This is a genomic window from Caballeronia sp. KNU42, assembly GCF_053760385.1.
Genome location: NZ_CM132388.1, coordinates 1,509,238 through 1,526,296, shown reverse-complemented (window position 1 = coordinate 1,526,296; position 17,059 = coordinate 1,509,238). Strand labels below are relative to the sequence as shown.

Here is a 17,059-nt window from a genome sequence, read left to right as displayed (position 1 = left end):
GGTACAGGCGTTTTCAGTCGCCGCGATGTTCGAGTTTGAACGCCGCCTTGCTGTCCTGACCGAGTGTGTCGACGAGATAGGGCAGCGTCTCTTTCAACTCAGCTGCGAGCGTATACGGCGGGTTCACGATAAACATGCCACTCCCGAAAAGCCCAAAGCCGTCGACGGGAGGTTTGCTCACGGTCAATGACGCATGCAGCCAATTTTTGGGCTGCACACGCTTCAGTTGATCGGCGAAACGTTGGGACTCCAGCCGGGTCACTTGCGGATACCAGATTGCGTACGTGCCGGTCGCAAAGCGCTTCAGGCTTTCCTCGAGGCAGTTGAGCGTACGCGCGTAGTCGCGCTTGTCTTCATAGGACGGATCGATTAGAACCAGTGCGCGGCGCGGTGGTGGGGGTAACAGCTTGATGATGCCCTCGAAACCGTCGCCTTCGAAGAGCACGGCACGCCGGCCGGCATCGCGAAAATTGTGGCGCAACACGTCGATTTCGGTGGAATGCAGCTCGAACAAGCGCATGCGATCCTGTTCGCGCATTACCCGCCAAGCGAGGTAGGGCGAGCCGGGATAAAACTGCAACGTGCCGTCCGCATTCAGCGCCTTGACCTCTTTGACGTAATCCTTGAGCAAACCCGGCAAATCACGCTTGGTCCAGATTTTGGCAATGCCTGTCTCGAACTCGCCCGTCTTGGTCGCAAATCCGTCGGTCAGCGAATACACGCCGGCGCCGGCGTGGGTGTCGATATACCAGAACGCCTTGTCCTTCTGGGCAAGGTGTTGCAGCAACTGCACGACGACCGCGTGTTTCAGCACGTCTGCGTGGTTGCCTGCGTGAAAGGCGTGTCGGTAACTGAGCATGGCAAATGAGTGAGCGAGACGAGAATGAACGCGGCCTGAGCCGGACGGACGAAGCTGAGCGCCGAGACGAAGGCGCTGTACGGCACAATAAGGCGCACGCAGCAGGGTCGTTATTGTAGCCGACGACCCTGCTTGTCCAGGATCAACGCGTCAGACGAGCCCGTCAAACTCAAACGAACGCGTCGCCCACGATTTCCTCGATGCGCTGCTTGATCTCGGGCGTGATTTTTTGCACGACATCAATAGCCTTCATATTCTCGTGAATCTGCTCGACTCGCGAAGCGCCCGTAATGACAGTGCTGACATTCGGATTCAGCAAAATCCAGGCGAGCGAAAGCTGTGCAAGCGAGCAGCCAAGCTGGTCGGATACTTCCGCAAGCCGCCCAACAACGTTGTTCGCGCCCTTGTCCGTCAGCTTCTTGGCCAACCATTCGTAACCTTGAAGCTGCGCACGGCTGTCCGATGGAACGCCATCACGATACTTGCCGGTAAGCAGCCCGGAGGCCAGCGGACTCCAGGTTGTCAGGCCCAGTCCAATGTCTTCATAGAGGCGCTTGTATTCGTTCTCGACCCGCTTGCGATGCAGGAGGTTGTATTCGGGCTGCTCCATCACCGGTTTGTGGAGATGATGCCGCTCGGCAATATCGTACGCCGTGCGAATCTCGTCCGCGCTCCATTCCGACGTGCCCCAGTACAGCGCTTTGCCCCGCGCGATGATGTCGCTCATTGCCCAAACGGTTTCTTCGATCGGCGTATGCGGATCGGGTCGATGGCAAAACACGAGATCGACGTAATCGAGTTGCAGACGGGCAAGCGACCCGTCAATGGCGTTATGCAGGTACTTGCGGCTCAGCGTTTGCTGCTGGTTCGGCCCTTCGCCGATACCGAAGAAAAATTTGGTCGACACAACGTAGCTCACCCGCGGCCACGCGAGTTCTTTAAGCGCGCGGCCCATGATTTCTTCGGACTTGCCTCTGGAATAGACCTCGGCGTTGTCAAAGAAATTTACACCGTGATCGCGGGCTGCAGCGAGCGACTCGCGCGCCGCGCGATGGTCGACCTGCGTGCCGTAGGTTACCCACGAGCCGATCGACAATTCGCTGACCTGCAGGCCGGAACGTCCTAGCCGACGATAGTTCATGTGCGTGATCTCCAGTTTCCGGTTTGAGCTGCTTCAAGCGGGTTTCAGAGCTTAATCCGATTTCAGGATTCGCGTAGCGGCGCTCCGCTTGCCGACGTTTACGTTCATTGAATGTGTGACCAACGATAACCCGATGGGATGGCATCGAATAGCTGACCGAAAGGTCTATGACATTTATCGAGGTTGATCGGCGCGGCGTTGCGTGGTTTCATTGTCCGAACCTGAACAGAGGAGGGGCGGCAAATGACATCACTGAATGCGAGTCTGGCGGGCAAGGTGGCGGTGGTCACGGGCGCGGCGAGCGGGATCGGGAAACAAATCGCCCTGACTTTTGCGGAGGCGGGTGCGGCGGTCGCCATAGCGGATCTGAATCAGGAGGCTGCGGACGCTGTGGCCGATCAAATCAGATCGCAGGGCGGCCGAGCGTTAGGCGTGGTGATGGACGTTACCGACGAACAGGCGGTGAACACAGGTATTGATCGAGTGGCGGCGGAATTCGGCTCGGTTGACATCCTGGTGTCGAATGCCGGGGTGCAGATCGTCAATCCGATCGAAAACTACGCGTATTCGGACTGGAAGAAGATGCAGGCTATCCACGTCGACGGGGCGTTTCTGACCACGAAAGCCGCGCTCCAGCACATGTACAAGGACGATCGTGGCGGCGTCGTGATCTATATGGGATCCGTGCATTCGCACGAGGCGTCGGCGCTCAAGTCCGCTTATGTCACCGCTAAGCACGCGTTGCTCGGACTGGCTCGAGTGCTTGCGAAAGAGGGAGCGAAGCATCACGTGCGCTCGCATGTGGTATGCCCGGGTTTCGTGCGCACGCCGCTCGTCGACAAGCAAATCCCTGAACAGGCGAAGGAACTGGGTATCAGCGAAGAGGACGTGGTCAAGAACGTGATGCTCGGCGGTACGGTCGACGGGGTCTTCACAACGGTGGAAGACGTGGCCCAAACGGTTCTGTTCCTGGCAGCGTTTCCCACGGCTGCGCTCACGGGACAATCGGTCGTGGTGAGCCACGGCTGGTACATGCAGTAAGGCTTGAAACAGGAGTTTCGATGGTAGAGCGAACGGGCAGTGCACGTGGACACAATGAGACGAAAGGGATGAAACGGGAGAGGTCGACGAAGGAGCCTCGCAAGGTGACGTCCCTTGACTGTGGCGAGCCGCCCGAGGTGTTTGCCGCGGGTGGACCTGAAGCGGACGGGCGCATCAAGTTGCCGCCTTATGAAACCATCGCGTTGATGCTGCAAGGTGGTGGGGCGCTCGGTGCTTACCAAGGGGGCGTATATCAGGGGCTGAACGAGGCCGGCATTCACCCGAACTGGATTGCCGGGATCTCCATTGGCGCGTTGAACACGGCGATCATTGCGGGGAACGCGCCAGAGGATCGCGTCCCGCGTCTGCTTGAGTTTTGGGAGACGATCTGCCAGCCCGCCTTCATGCCGCCGTTACCCGCTTTTGTCGAACACGCTTTCTTCAATTCTACCGATGAGATCCGCAAGGCGTTCACGGCCATGCAGGCTGCGAGCGCGCTGGTCGAAGGGCAGAAGGGATTCTTCGTGCCGCGTTTCCCGCCGCCGTCACCGCTGGCTGCGGGTGAGCCGGGCACGGCGAGCTTCTATGACACGCGTCCGCTGAAGGGCACGCTCGAACGCTTCTGCGATTTCGACCGGATCAACTCGCGTGAGACACGGGTGTCGGTGGGTGCGGTGAACGTAGCGACCGGTAATTTCGCTTATTTCGACAACACGCATATGAAGTTGCGGCCGGAGCATTTCATGGCGTCGGGGGCATTGCCGCCGGGTTTCGCGGCCGTCGAAATTGATGGCGAGTATTTCTGGGACGGTGGCCTGATGTCCAATACACCGCTGTACGAGATCGTGCAGACTACGCCGCGTCGCGACACGCTCGCGTTCCAGGTCGATCTGTGGAGCGCGCGTGGACCGGTGCCGGACAGCATCGTCGACGTGATGGGGCGCGTGAAGGACATCCAGTACTCCAGCCGGACGCGACTAGTTACCGACACCTTGCAGCGATCACAACGCTTTCGGAACGTCTTGAGGGAAGTGCTGGACAAGGTGCCGGTTGACATCCGCAACAGCGACCCGTGGTGCAAGACGGCGGAGGAACTTGCGTGCTCGAAGCGTTTTAACGTCATCCACCTCATCTACCGGCATAAAGAGTACGAGGGGAACTACAAGGATTTTCAGTTTGGACTTTCAACCATGCGTGAGCACTGGGAAAGCGGCTTGTCCGATATCCGCGGCACGCTCTCGCGTCCCGACTGGCTTGATATGCCGAACAACGAGGCGGGTTTCATCACTCACGACATTCATCGCGACGGGCGTTGATCGGCGGTAACTACCGCAAACTACCGCGAGCGGCCGTTCCCTGTCCGCAGCATCCCCGTGACCACAAAAAAACGGCGCTCACACGGAGCACCGTTTTTAGAAACCACGAAAACCAAACTTACTTCAGCACAGTCGCGATGGCGTTAGCCACCACTTCAAGATTGCGCGTATTCAACGCGGCCACGCAGATGCGGCCCGTGCTGACGGCGTAGATCCCGAACTCCTCGCGCAGGCGATCGACTTGCGGCGAGGTCAGACCTGAGTAAGAAAACATGCCACGCTGCTGGTTCACGAAGCCAAAGTCGCGCTCCACGCCCGCTGCCTTGATGTGCTCCACCAGACCGTTGCGCATTGCGCGAATCCGGTCACGCATTTCGCCGAGTTCCTGTTCCCACGTGGCGCGCAATTCGGGCGAAGCGAGGACCGCGGCGACGACTGAACCGCCGTGCGTCGGCGGATTGGAATAGTTCGTGCGAATCACGCGCTTCAATTGCGACAACACGCGCGTGGCTTCTTCCTTCGAGCTCGTGATGATCGACAGCGCGCCCACGCGCTCACCATACAGCGAGAACGATTTGGAGAACGACGACGACACGAATACGTTGATATCCGCCTTGGCGAAGAGGCGTACGGCCGCAGCGTCAGCGTCGATGTTCTCGCCGAAACCCTGGTAGGCGATATCGAGGAACGGCACCAATGAGCGTGCCTTGACCGTTTCCACGACCTGTTGCCATTGCGCCGGGGTCAGGTCGACGCCAGTCGGGTTGTGGCAGCACGCGTGCAGTACCACGACCGTTCCGGCCGGGTAGCTGTTGAACGCTTCCAGCATGGCGTCGAATTTCACGCCGTGCGTGGCTGCCTCGTAGTACGGGTAGTTCGCGACTTCAAAACCCGCGTATTCGAACAACGCGCGATGGTTTTCCCAGCTCGGGTCGCTGATGGCGACTTTGCCCGTGGGATTCAGCCGCTTCAGGAAGTCGGCGCCAATCTTGAGCGCACCCGTTCCGCCCAGCGCCTGGGCCGTGATCACGCGGCCATCGGCGATCAGCTGAGAATCGTCGCCAAGCAGCAGCTTTTGCACGGCTGCGTCATAGGCGGCAATGCCTTCGATGGGCAGATATCCACGCGGAGCGGCAAGTTCCGTACGCGCTTTTTCGGCTTCGCGGACGGCGCGCAGGAGCGGAATCTTGCCTTCTTCGTTGAAATACACACCTACGCCGAGGTTGACCTTGGTCGTGCGCGGATCGGCGTTGAAGGCTTCGTTCAGGCCCAGAATCGGGTCACGGGGGGCAAGCTCGACGGCTGAGAAAAGAGACATGATTTATCGGCGGTAGTGGATAAGACGGCACGGGTGGTCGGGATGGGGGGCACAGCCAATCAGCAACTGTTCGCCAGCCAATCGGCAGATCAGCGGCTGGAAAAGCGGGGCAAACCGGACCTCAAGGAGCCAACCGGAGCCAACAAAACTCCAACAAAACTCCGTCCCATCGATGAAAACCCCAGTTCGGCATTGTAACGAATCGGGCGGTGCTTTTCGGCGTCGCGAAATGGAAGAAACCCGCGATTTCGCTATTTTTTTCCGGAAATTTGCCGATTTTTTATGCAAACACAGACAAGTTCCCGCCACGTGCCGGAACATGATCGCGAAGCTTTCACTCGCCAAAACAATCACTTGCGATTCGGTAAGGGCGCCCCATCTTGAAAACAGAAGGCATCGTGTGAAAGTCCGGCACGAATCGCCTGAAACCTGTTCCATCAATCCTGATTCGCCGACCAAACCCGCTCCAGCGTGAACCGCTAGAATGGGTGTTTGCTCTCGGCCAAGGCACTTCTCCCTCATGTCCGATACCCCGCTACTCGAAACCGACGAAACCCTCGACGAATCCAAGTTCGTCAGGTTCGAAGGCTCTCCGTTCCAGCTTTACCAACCGTACCCGCCGGCGGGCGACCAGCCGACGGCAATCGCAACGCTCGTGGAAGGGATCGAGGACGGTCTGTCATTCCAGACATTGCTCGGCGTAACCGGCTCCGGCAAGACGTTCACCATGGCGAACGTGATTGCGCGCATGGGCCGGCCGGCCATTGTGTTCGCGCCGAACAAGACGCTTGCCGCACAGCTTTATGCGGAGTTTCGCGAGTTTTTTCCTCGCAATGCAGTCGAATACTTCGTTTCTTACTACGATTATTACCAGCCGGAAGCGTACGTTCCGCAGCGCGACCTGTTTATCGAGAAGGATTCGTCGATCAACGAGCACATCGAGCAAATGCGGCTCTCGGCGACAAAAAGCCTGCTCGAGCGCCGTGATGTGGTGATCGTGGCGACGGTTTCGGCCATTTACGGTATTGGCAATCCGTCGGAATATCACAAGATGATTCTGACGCTGCGCACGGGCGACAAGATGGGCCAGCGCGACATCATCGCGCGCCTGATCGCGATGCAGTACAGCCGCAACGAAGCCGATTTTTCACGCGGGACGTTTCGCGTGCGGGGCGACACCATCGACATCTTTCCGGCGGAGCACGCTGAAATGGCCGTGCGCGTGGAGCTGTTCGACGACGAAATCGAGTCGATGCAACTCTTCGATCCGCTCACCGGCCGCGTGCGCAACAAGATTCCGCGTTTCACCGTTTATCCGTCGTCGCACTATGTGACGCCGCGCGACACGGTGATGCGCGCTATCGAGACAATCAAGCTGGAATTGCGCGAACGGCTCGAGTTTTTCCACAAGGATGGCAAGCTGGTGGAGGCGCAACGGCTCGAACAGCGCACGCGTTTCGATCTGGAAATGCTGCAGGAACTGGGTTTTTGCAAGGGAATCGAGAACTATTCGCGGCACTTTTCCGGCGCGGCGGCAGGCGAACCGCCGCCAACGCTCGTCGATTATTTGCCGCCCGACGCGCTCATGCTGCTCGACGAGTCGCACGTGCTGATCGGTCAGTTAAACGGCATGTACAACGGCGACCGGGCGCGCAAGGAGAATCTCGTCGATTACGGTTTCCGGATGCCATCGGCGCTGGACAACCGGCCGCTCAAGTTCAACGAATTCGAACGTAAGATGCGCCAGGCTATTTTCGTGTCGGCTACGCCGGCCGATTACGAAAACCGCACGGCGGGGCAGGTGGCCGAACAGCTTGTGCGTCCGACCGGTCTGGTCGATCCCGAAATTGAAGTACGTCCGGCGCGCTCGCAAGTGGACGACGTGCTCGGCGAGATCAATGAGCGCGTCAAAGTGCATGAACGCGTACTGGTCACGGTGTTGACCAAGCGCATGGCCGAACAACTCACCGAGTTTCTCGCGGATCACGGCGTGAAGGTGCGCTACCTGCATAGCGATATCGACACGGTCGAGCGCGTGGAAATCATTCGCGATTTGCGCCTCGGCACGTTCGACGTGCTGGTCGGGATCAACCTGCTGCGAGAAGGGCTGGATATCCCGGAAGTGTCGCTGGTCGCGATCCTCGATGCCGACAAAGAGGGTTTCCTGCGCGCCGAACGTTCGCTGATCCAGACGGTGGGTCGGGCTGCGCGTAACGTGAACGGCAAGGCGATTCTCTACGGCGACAAAATAACGGATTCGATGAAGCGTGCGATCGGCGAGACCGAGCGGCGCCGCGCGAAGCAGATCGCGCATAACCTCGCGATGGGTATCACGCCACGCGGCGTGACCAAGCGGATCAAGGACATCATCGACGGTGTCTATAACGCCGACGACGCGCGCGCCGAATTGAAGGAAGCGCAGACGCGTGCGAAGTTCGAGGATATGTCCGAGAAGCAGCTATCGAAGGAAATCAAGCGTCTCGAAAAGCAGATGATGGACCACGCGAAGAACCTCGAGTTCGAAAAAGCTGCGCAGACTCGCGACCAACTGTCGCTTCTGAGACAGCGCGTGTTTGGCGCCAATGTAGGCGACCACATTACGGGCATCAGCTGAACGTAAGCGTTTTAGCGTAAAAAACGCGGCAACCCGGGAGGGTTCGCCGCGTTTTTTTTTGCCCCATATGTTGTCTTGAAAATTCTTCAGTTATCCCAAAAACCTAACACGCGCAAGGCTTGTTAATCTCCTTCAAATTGTTGCGCTTTCCGATCGGTGCTAAACTCCTGTCCCATTGAGAATGGTTCGTATTAACGTTGTACGTTACATCTATATTGCAATTTCCTATCACCGATGCCGGATCGATCGGTGAGCTGACCGGATCAGGTCGAGCGCAGGCATAGCGGCGAGCTGATCAATAACAAGAAGGAGTGAAGGATGCGGGTTTCAACTTTGGTACGCGGATCGGTGGCCGCAGTTGCATTGGTGGCAATGGCGTCGGCATCGGCTGCCGAATATCCGATCGGCAAGCAGCACATCGAGAACGGCATGGAAGTTGGCGCGGTGTATCTGCAGCCGATCACCATGGAACCGGAAGGCATGATGCGCAAGGCATCGGATTCGGACGTCCACCTTGAAGCCGACATCCACGCCGTGAAGAACAATCCGAACGGCTTCGCGGAAGGCGACTGGATGCCTTATCTGCAAGTGACGTACGAACTGACCAAGGTCGGAACCACGCAAAGCATCAAGGGCGACATGATGGCCATGGTCGCGAGCGACGGCCCGCATTACGGCGACAACGTAAAGCTGTTCGGCCCGGGCAAATACCACATGAAACTCAACATCGCGCCGCCGATGCAAACCGGCCACATGGCGTTCGGCCGCCACGTCGATAAGGAAACCGGCGTGGGTGCGTGGTTCAAGCCCTACACGATCGAATACGATTTCCCGTTTGCCGGCATCGGCAAGAAGGGCGGTTACTGAGTATTCGAGCCAGGCGTACGGCCACGTGAACTCGAGTGAAGTGAAACGTCGGACCGGACGCCGCAGCCAGGAAGCACGCATGCAACGCAAAAACAAGTTGGTCGTCACCTCGCTGTCGCTGGCCTTGGCGGCCGGATGGTTCGCCAGTGTCACAGCAGCGCAAGCGGAGGACCTGCCGACCTTCAAGCTGGAAATGAACGACGGCAAGCTGAATCCCGCGCGTATCGAAGTGCCGGCGGGGCAGCGCATCAAGATCGAAGTGCACAACGTTGGCAAGGGTGCGGCGGAGTTCGAAAGTATCCAGTTGCGCAAGGAAAAAGTGCTCGCGCCCGGCGCCGATTCCTTCGTTGTAATCGCGCCGCTGGATAAGGGCGAATACAAGTTCTTCGACGACTTTCATCAGTCGGCGCAGGGTGTCATCGTCGCGAAGTAAGGTCACGCCGGGCCGGTTCGCGCGCTGTCCATCCAGCGTCACGCGCAAACCACTTCGGCCTGCAAGAGCGGAGGTAAGTGATGGGTCAGGTTCTTTTCATCGTGTGGCGGGAGAGTGTCGAGGCGCTGCTGGTCGTCGGCATCCTGTATGCATGGCTGAAAAATGGCGACGCCGACGCGCGTCGCGGCATTCCGTATTTGTGGGCCGGTGTGGCGGCGGGGTTGCTGGCGGCAGTCGCCCTGGGCGCGGCGCTGGTCGGATTCACGGAAGAGCTCTCAGGCGATGCACAGGATTATTTTCAGACCGGAATGGTCCTGGCCGCATGCGTGCTGATCGTCCAAATGGTGCTGTGGATGAAGCACCACGGGCGCTCCATGAAACGGGATATGGAAGCGTCGCTGGAAAAGAGCAAGCAGAACGCGAACTGGTGGGGCGTGACCTTGCTGGTTGCGCTCGCCATTGCGCGGGAAGGCAGCGAGACCGTGATTTTCCTGTACGGCCTCGGCTTCGGTCAGTCGGGCCACGTCGATCCCATGCAGTATCTGGCGGTCGCGATCGGTCTGGCGCTGGCGTTCCTGACGTTTTATCTGCTGCAGCTTGGCGGCAAGATTTTCTCGTGGCGGCTCTTTTTCCGCGCGACGGAAATCATGCTGTTGTTCCTCGCGGCGGGTCTGTTTGAAACGGGTGTCGATAAACTCATCGACAAGGAGATCCTGCCCGTCGTCATGAACCAGGTGTGGAATACGTCCTGGCTGCTCGATGACTCCAGCACTTTCGGCTCGCTGGTCGCCACGCTGACGGGTTATCGCGCGCATCCCGCCGGCATGAACCTGATTGCATACGCGGTGTATTGGGCCGTGGTCTTCCTGCTGCTGCGCCTATCGAAAAACCGGATGGCGCAGAAATCGGTGAGAAGAGCAGCATGAGCGACGTGATGAACCGGCCCGGCCGCCTCCGCCAAGCCGGGCAATGGATGCAACAACACGGCAGTACGATCCGCGGCATTCAATGGATCGTGGTTGCCGTGTATGCATTTCTGATTCTGGTTCCAGCCGTCCTGCCGCTGCCGGATGGCAGCGCGCATCTCTGGACGAACCTGACCCTGGCCGCGCAGTTTGTGTTCTGGGGTATCTGGTGGCCGTTCGTCCTGCTCTCCATGGTGATGCTCGGCCGCGTGTGGTGCGGCGTGCTGTGTCCCGAAGGTGCACTGACCGAGTTTGCGAGCAAGTTCGGCCGCGGATGGGCAATTCCACGCTGGTTGCGCTGGGGCGGCTGGCCGTTTGTCGCGTTCGGCATCACCACCATCTATGGCCAGATGGTCAGCGTTTATCAATATCCTAAAGCCGTGTTGCTGGTGCTCGGAGGTTCGACCGTCGGCGCCATGATTGTCGGCGTGTTATATGGGCGCGAGAAACGCGTGTGGTGCAAGTATCTCTGCCCCGTGAACGGGGTATTTTCGCTTCTGGCGCGCCTCGCGCCGTTCCACTACAAGGTCAACGAGGACGCGTGGCGCCGCTCGTATAGAGAGGGTGAGCACGGGCATCGCGTGATCCCTGTCAACTGCGCGCCGCTCGTGCCGCTGCGCGCCATGAAAGGTGCGTCGGACTGCCATATGTGCGGTCGTTGCAGCGGGCATCGGGACGCTATTTCGCTCGAGTGGCGCTCGCCCTCGGCCGAAGTCGTGCAACTCGGCGATAAACAGGCGAATCCGTGGGACACCGCGCTGATCCTCTACGGCTTGCTGGGCATTGCGATTGGCGCGTTCCACTGGACCGTGAGCACGTGGTTCGTCGACTTGAAGCAGATCTTTGCGTCGTGGCTGATCGATCGCAATATGCTCTGGCCGCTCGATACAAACGCGCCCTGGTTCCTGTTCACGCATTACCCCGAACAAAACGATGTCTTCTCGTGGCTCGACGGCGGGATGGTCGTGGGTTATATCGTGGTGACGGGGCTTGTGTATGGCACGGCGCTTCTCGCCTTGCTGGCCGCCGGCACGCGTATGCTCGGGCGCTTCAGTTTCACACGCCTGCATCACCTGACGCAGGCGCTGATTCCCGTGGCGGGATGCGGCGTGTTCCTGGGTTTATCGGCGACGACCGTGTCATTGCTGCGTGCCGAGCACTTGCCGCTTTGGTGGGTGACCGACGTCCGTCTCGGCTTGCTCGGCGTCGCAAACCTGTGGAGCGCGTGGTTGGCGTGGCGCGTGATCGGCCGGTATGCATCCGGGCGTTTTGTCATGCAAAGTGCCGCGATGCTATGGTTCATCGCCGCGCTCGCCGTTGTCGATAGCGCCTGGTACCTGATGTTCTGGGGCTTTTCGCGGTAACGTTGCGGGTATCGAGAGAATTTATCAACGCAACGACTATCCCAACAGGTGACCCAATGAGAACGAAACCCGTATTGACCGACGTCGACGTAAAAACCATCGCAGCCGCAGCTGAAGCGCATGCATTGGCGAACAAGTGGTGCGTGTCGATTGCTGTCGTCGATGACGGCGGTCATCTGCTTCACCTGCACAGGCTGGATGGCGCGGGCGCGAGCACCGCCGAGATGTCGGCGGGTAAGGCCCGCACCGCCGCGCTCGGCCGGCGCGAAACGAAAGTGTATGAAGACATGATCAAGCAAGGCCGTACGGCGTTCCTGAGCGCACCGATGACGGCCATGCTGGAAGGCGGCGTGCCGATCGTGGTGGGTGCGGATATTGTCGGCGCGGTAGGTGTGTCGGGCGTGAAGTCGGACCAGGATGCTGCAGTGGCGCGAGCGGGTATTGCGGCATTGGGGATCGAGAGCGTTTAAGGCTCGGAAGCAGTTTTAATCAAGGCCGATTGAAGCTCATCGGCCTAAATACAAAAGCACGTTTTCTCGCGAAAACGTGCTTTTTGTTTAACTGATGGTGCTCTTCAAAGCACATGACGGGAACCAAAAAAAGCGGCTTCGCTGGCTATCGACGACTGGCTGGTGTTTGCACGAAGGGGTCTAATTCTCGCGTGCAAGCCGTCATTGCTGGCTACTGCCAAACACCTCTCGAAGAGGTGGTCCCCACAATACCCGGTACTGCAATCCTGTCCTGCGTGTCGCTTTGTGCTCTTGCCTGTTACTTGGTGAGAATCAGCTTGCCCAGGCGCGTCGCGCGCAACTGATACGTTTCACCGTTATGCATGATGCTGATGTAGGTGTGACCTTGCAGCAAGGTGTCGCTGCGTAACGACCGCTCGCCACTGTCCGACACGCTGCTCGACGGCGCAGCACGCGCGGTCGTTACAGCAGCCGTCCTGGGCCGCGAGAGGCTTGCTGCCGCGGAGCGTTCGACCGGGCGACGTAGCCGAAGCGTGTTGGAGCGCAGGATGTCGGTCATGTCGAAGAGTCCGTTCGTTGAGTCGATGGAGTAATCTTAATGATAACCATTCCCATTTACAACAACGAAGTATTCATCGATCACACGTTTCGATAGTTATTGACTGTCCGCTTGCCGAAACCATCGAAACGTGGCCGTGCTTCAGTGCAGCGGGCCTTCGAGATTGCCGTGAGCGAATTGCCGGATCAGCCGGACGGTGTCGATATCCGCTTCCCGATACGCCGACTTCACGATTTCCTGTGTCTGAAGCGCGTCGACGCTCGCCTGTGGATCGTCGGCGACAGGCAACGTCGTGGCGTAAGTGAAACGCAGAAACAACTGAAGCTCGTCCGGTTGCTCGATGGCCATGGTCAGCGAGCCGCCCACGTATTCGGCGGTCGGCAGGATGTCGTAGCGAACACTGGCTTCGGGGATCAGCGTCACGCGGTCACGCACGATGGCCTGACCGTAGTGCAGTTCGCGTTCGAGCACGTCGCCGACGCGCGACAGGATCACACAGCGATCCAGGCCGATCACGAATAATTGCGGCTGTTCCGCGCGCAACACGAGTCCTTGCCAGACCTGTTCGCGGGTCATCGATTCCACGAATGGATTGAGCGGGTCGTTGATCTGGATGAGGTGTTCGAAATTCAAAACGACAGTTTCCTTGGGTTTGTTCGATTGGCCGGCAAGCCGCTTATGCCGCCGCTTATGCAGGCGTAAGGCCCGACTGAATCATGATCGTGCCGCTGAGAATCTTGTGCACGGGACACGCATTTGCAATCTGCAAGAGCCGTTCCCGCTGGGTCTCATCGAGCTCGCCGGTCAGGAGGATCCGGCGATCGATCACGGTGCCCTCGGGCGAGATGTCCAGCGTAAGCGTCACGTGCACCGCTTCAAGCGGCCACGCCTTGTGCTTCGCGTACATCTTCAGCGTGATCGACGTACACGCGCCCAGACTCGACAGCAACAGGCTGTGGGGAGTAGGGCCGGTATCTGCGCCACCGTGTGATGACGGTTCGTCGGCGATCCAGTCATGCTGGCCATCGCTCAGCGAAACCTGAAAATCAGTCGCACCGATATGGGCGCTGACAGGCGGCGTCACAAACTTTTCGGCCATGCGGTACTCCGGAGTGAGTGTTGGACAGACAATGCGGGTATTAAAAGCAGACGATAAAACGGCGCGGCACGAATGACTATTGTGACGCAAATAGTGTCATTCGTGCCGCGCCGGTGAAACAAGCACGGTCTGGTGATGATGAACGCCGCGACGGCGGCGAGCCTGCCTAGTGGTTGATCGACCCCATGCGTCCCTCCTGGTAATCGACCACGGCCTGGCGGATCTCCTCCTCCGTGTTCATCACGAACGGGCCGTATCGAACCACGGGTTCCTTTAACGGCACGCCACCAATCAACAGCAACTCGAGCGGCTCGTCGCCGGCGGCGAACGTGACTGTATCGCCATCGTCCGCGAACACGATCATCTGCTGCGCCCGCACGGCTTGCTTCGCCTCGCCGTAGAGACCGTTGCCCGACAACGCGTAGCCGAAAACACGAAAGTCCCGCGGCACTCGATGCACGATCGACGCGCCCGGTTGCAGCGAAAAATGCTGGTAAAGAATTGGCGTACGCGTCTCGATCGCTGCCTTGACGCCCAGCGCTTCACCCGCGATGACCTTCACGCGCACGCGGCCGTCATCGCTGGTCGCGACCGGAATCTGTTCGGACGCGATTTCCTGATAATGCGGCGGGATCATCTTGTCGCGCTTGGGCAAGTTCACCCACAACTGCAAGCCGTGCACGCGACCCCCGGTGCGCGTGAATTCGGGATCGGGCATTTCACTGTGAACCACACCCGCGCCGGCCGTCATCCATTGCACGTCGCCCTGACGCAAGGTGCCGGAATGGCCCGCCGAATCCTTGTGGCCGAACTGGCCTTCGAGCGCGTACGTCACGGTTTCAAAGCCGCGATGCGGATGATCGGGCGCGCCTTTCGCCTCACCGGGCGCGTAGTCGACGGGGCCCATTTCATCGAGGAGCAGGAACGGGTCGAAATCCATCAGGAGCCGCGTCGGGAACGGGCGATGTACGACAAAACCGCCACCCTCCACCGTGCGGAGCGCGGCAATCGTGCGTTCGATACTGCGTGTGCTTTCCATTTTGTCCTCGCTTGGGTAGGGCCAGCGTGGCCGATGCAACGGGTAGGGCATTAGCGCCAAATTTAAAACATAGCGCTATTATATGGACCGTATTTCGCGGAAAAAGCCGTCAAACCGCAATGGATTGTCCCGCCTGTGGAACAACGGAACCTCGAACGAAACCTCGAACGAAAACCCCAACGAAAAACCTGACCACATGAAGCCTGATTCGCATGACCTCAATGATCTGATGTATTTTTCGTACGTTGTCGAGCACGGCGGTTTCTCGGCGGCGGAACGGGTGCTGGGTATTTCCAAGTCGCGTTTGTCGCGCCGCGTGTCCGAACTCGAGACGTCGCTCGGCGTGCGTTTGATGCAGCGCTCCACGCGAAAACTCGCACTGACCGAGGCTGGCCAACTCTTCTACCAGCATTGCAAGGCGATGCTCGCAGAGGCCCAGGCCGCGGTCGATATCGTGCATAGCCTGCGGGATTCGCCGCGCGGCAGTGTCCGGGTCAGCGTGCCGGTGACGATCGCGCAGACGTTCTTGTCGGAGGTGATGCCCGATTTCCTGCATCGATACCCCGAAGTTCGCGTCATCTTGAGCGTGACGAATCGCGTGATCGATTTGTTCGAAGATGCGATCGACGTTGCGTTGCGCGTGCGCTCGGAACCCCCCGTCAATTCGACAATCGTTGCGCGCCCGCTGTGGCGAACGGAACAAATGCTGGTGGCGGCGCCCTCGCTGCTCAAGCCGAACGCGCCGCCGCTGACACCGTCGGAGCTGGCCCAGTTCGACACCATCGATGTCCCTGCAACCGACGGCCGTCACGTGTTCCGCCTGATCGCGCCCGACGGCACGCGTCACGAGTTCGAGCACGAACCGCGTCTTGTGACAGCGGACCTCGGCATGATCCGCGAAGCGGTGCTGCGCGGTGTGGGAATCGCGGCGTTGCCGGAGATGATGTACGGCGCGGCGCTGCGCACCGGCCAGATGTCGCCGGTCATGCCCGGCTGGACTTTTCCTACGCCGCAGCTCTATGCGGTGTTTTTATCCCGGCAGGGCATGGTGCCGGCCATTCGCGCTTTCGTCGATTTTCTTGTCGAGTCGATCAATGACAGCAATCGCTTTCCGGGAGAATGTCCTCTTCAGACGGAGCCCGCTCGCGAAACAGTGTGACTAATCGCGGCGCCGCCTTAAGTTTCTGACATTGAAGCGTGCGCTTGCGATGGTCAGATTCAATCGCCGCCCGCTTGAACGAGTTGTGCCCGGGCGCTATATTGAAATCTCTTCGCAAAAGAGCTGCTTATGCGAAAACTCACGGCCACTTTTATAGTAGGCCTGATAGGGCTGATAGCGCTGTCCGTGTCGAGCACGGCTGTCGCATGTGGTGATACTGCGGATTCGAATGTCTCGACGCCAAAGTAATCGCTAGCCCGAATGTGCCGGCGCGCACACAAAAAAAGGCCTTCATCACTGCGATGAAGGCCTTTTACTTTGGAGCTTCGGAAAGGGCTTCGGAAAGGGCTTCGAAACGGCGTACGCGCGCAATTCGTGCCGCGCTACTTGCCACCCGCCTTCGGCTCGGTGACAAAGCCGATCTTCGATAATCCGCCGCCTTGCGCGGCCGACATCACATCGGCGACACGCTCATACGGCACCTTGCGGTCTGCGCGCAAGCGCAATTCCGGCTGCGGCGTCTGCCTCGACGCATCGGCTATGCGCGATTGCAGCGCGGCGTCATCGACCTTCTGGTCGTTCCACAGCACCGTGCCGTCCGCTTCGACGGCAACGTCCACATGCGCGGGTTTCGTGTCCTGCGGCTGGCTGCTCGCCTTCGGCAAGTCGATTTTCACCGCGTGATTGATAGCGGGAATCGTGACGAGAAAGATGATCAGGAGAACCAACATGACGTCGACGAGCGGCGTCATGTTGATCTCGCTCATCATGCCGTCGTCCTCGTCACTGGAGAAAGGGCTCATGGCCATGGCGAC

The 17,059-nt window shown here is 59.2% G+C and carries 17 protein-coding genes; 9 read left to right on the top strand and 8 right to left on the bottom strand.

What is annotated here, in order from left to right:
- Positions 1–13: 13 nt before the first annotated feature.
- Together ACSOSP_RS06730 and ACSOSP_RS06725 are read right to left on the bottom strand one after the other, a co-directional pair.
- A complete protein-coding gene (locus tag ACSOSP_RS06730) occupies positions 14–859 on the bottom strand; it encodes a 23S rRNA (adenine(2030)-N(6))-methyltransferase RlmJ (protein WP_455310236.1) in 846 nt (281 codons plus the stop codon).
- A gap of 169 nt (positions 860–1,028) precedes the next feature.
- Positions 1,029–2,000: a potassium channel beta subunit family protein gene (locus tag ACSOSP_RS06725; protein WP_455310235.1), complete on the bottom strand. Its 972-nt coding sequence runs from the start codon at positions 1,998–2,000 to the stop codon at positions 1,029–1,031.
- Positions 2,001–2,243: 243 nt separating this feature from the next.
- Here ACSOSP_RS06725 and ACSOSP_RS06720 point away from each other — a divergent pair, with 243 nt between their 5' ends.
- Positions 2,244–3,041: a 3-hydroxybutyrate dehydrogenase gene (locus ACSOSP_RS06720; RefSeq protein WP_455310234.1), complete on the top strand. Its 798-nt coding sequence runs from the start codon at positions 2,244–2,246 to the stop codon at positions 3,039–3,041.
- Between the two features lie 68 nt (positions 3,042–3,109).
- A complete protein-coding gene (locus ACSOSP_RS06715; protein ID WP_455310233.1) occupies positions 3,110–4,357 on the top strand; it encodes a DUF3734 domain-containing protein in 1,248 nt (415 codons plus the stop codon).
- Between the two features lie 118 nt (positions 4,358–4,475).
- Here the strand turns inward: ACSOSP_RS06715 and ACSOSP_RS06710 are convergent, their stop codons facing one another.
- A complete protein-coding gene (locus tag ACSOSP_RS06710) occupies positions 4,476–5,675 on the bottom strand; it encodes an amino acid aminotransferase (protein ID WP_031359092.1) in 1,200 nt (399 codons plus the stop codon).
- Between the two features lie 520 nt (positions 5,676–6,195).
- Here ACSOSP_RS06710 and uvrB point away from each other — a divergent pair.
- The 6 genes from uvrB to ACSOSP_RS06680 all read left to right on the top strand — a co-directional run bounded on the left by uvrB (position 6,196) and on the right by ACSOSP_RS06680 (position 12,388).
- A complete protein-coding gene (uvrB, locus tag ACSOSP_RS06705) occupies positions 6,196–8,289 on the top strand; it encodes an excinuclease ABC subunit UvrB (protein ID WP_455310231.1) in 2,094 nt (697 codons plus the stop codon).
- Positions 8,290–8,607: 318 nt separating this feature from the next.
- A complete protein-coding gene (locus tag ACSOSP_RS06700) occupies positions 8,608–9,156 on the top strand; it encodes an iron transporter (RefSeq protein ID WP_455310229.1) in 549 nt (182 codons plus the stop codon).
- Between the two features lie 79 nt (positions 9,157–9,235).
- Positions 9,236–9,589, top strand: coding sequence for a cupredoxin domain-containing protein (locus ACSOSP_RS06695; RefSeq protein ID WP_455310228.1), 354 nt, complete (start codon positions 9,236–9,238; stop codon positions 9,587–9,589).
- Positions 9,590–9,669: 80 nt separating this feature from the next.
- The gene (locus tag ACSOSP_RS06690; RefSeq protein ID WP_455310227.1) at positions 9,670–10,515 is read left to right on the top strand and encodes an FTR1 family iron permease; all 846 of its coding nucleotides are present in this window, start codon (positions 9,670–9,672) and stop codon (positions 10,513–10,515) included.
- The gene (locus ACSOSP_RS06685; RefSeq protein ID WP_455310225.1) at positions 10,512–11,918 is read left to right on the top strand and encodes a 4Fe-4S binding protein; all 1,407 of its coding nucleotides are present in this window, start codon (positions 10,512–10,514) and stop codon (positions 11,916–11,918) included. Before ACSOSP_RS06690 ends, ACSOSP_RS06685 begins: the two co-directional genes overlap by 4 nt.
- Before the next feature lie 56 nt (positions 11,919–11,974).
- Complete coding sequence (locus ACSOSP_RS06680) at positions 11,975–12,388, top strand: GlcG/HbpS family heme-binding protein (RefSeq protein WP_455310224.1); 414 nt, start codon at positions 11,975–11,977, stop codon at positions 12,386–12,388.
- Positions 12,389–12,686: 298 nt separating this feature from the next.
- Here the strand turns inward: ACSOSP_RS06680 and hemP are convergent, their stop codons facing one another.
- The 4 genes from hemP to ACSOSP_RS06660 all read right to left on the bottom strand — a co-directional run bounded on the left by hemP (position 12,687) and on the right by ACSOSP_RS06660 (position 15,085).
- Positions 12,687–12,947 (bottom strand): hemin uptake protein HemP, encoded by a 261-nt coding sequence (gene hemP, locus ACSOSP_RS06675; RefSeq protein WP_455310222.1) that lies wholly within the window; start codon positions 12,945–12,947, stop codon positions 12,687–12,689.
- A 141-nt stretch (positions 12,948–13,088) separates the two neighbouring features.
- Positions 13,089–13,580, bottom strand: coding sequence for an SRPBCC family protein (locus tag ACSOSP_RS06670; protein WP_455310221.1), 492 nt, complete (start codon positions 13,578–13,580; stop codon positions 13,089–13,091).
- Between the two features lie 55 nt (positions 13,581–13,635).
- The gene (locus ACSOSP_RS06665; protein WP_455310220.1) at positions 13,636–14,046 is read right to left on the bottom strand and encodes an OsmC family protein; all 411 of its coding nucleotides are present in this window, start codon (positions 14,044–14,046) and stop codon (positions 13,636–13,638) included.
- A gap of 166 nt (positions 14,047–14,212) precedes the next feature.
- A complete protein-coding gene (locus ACSOSP_RS06660; protein WP_455310219.1) occupies positions 14,213–15,085 on the bottom strand; it encodes a pirin family protein in 873 nt (290 codons plus the stop codon).
- A 196-nt stretch (positions 15,086–15,281) separates the two neighbouring features.
- Between ACSOSP_RS06660 and ACSOSP_RS06655 the strand changes: the two genes are divergently transcribed.
- Positions 15,282–16,244: a LysR family transcriptional regulator gene (locus ACSOSP_RS06655; RefSeq protein ID WP_455310218.1), complete on the top strand. Its 963-nt coding sequence runs from the start codon at positions 15,282–15,284 to the stop codon at positions 16,242–16,244.
- A gap of 383 nt (positions 16,245–16,627) precedes the next feature.
- Here ACSOSP_RS06655 and ACSOSP_RS06650 read toward each other — a convergent pair whose 3' ends face one another.
- Positions 16,628–17,053: an ExbD/TolR family protein gene (locus tag ACSOSP_RS06650; RefSeq protein ID WP_455310217.1), complete on the bottom strand. Its 426-nt coding sequence runs from the start codon at positions 17,051–17,053 to the stop codon at positions 16,628–16,630.
- Positions 17,054–17,059 lie beyond the last annotated feature (6 nt).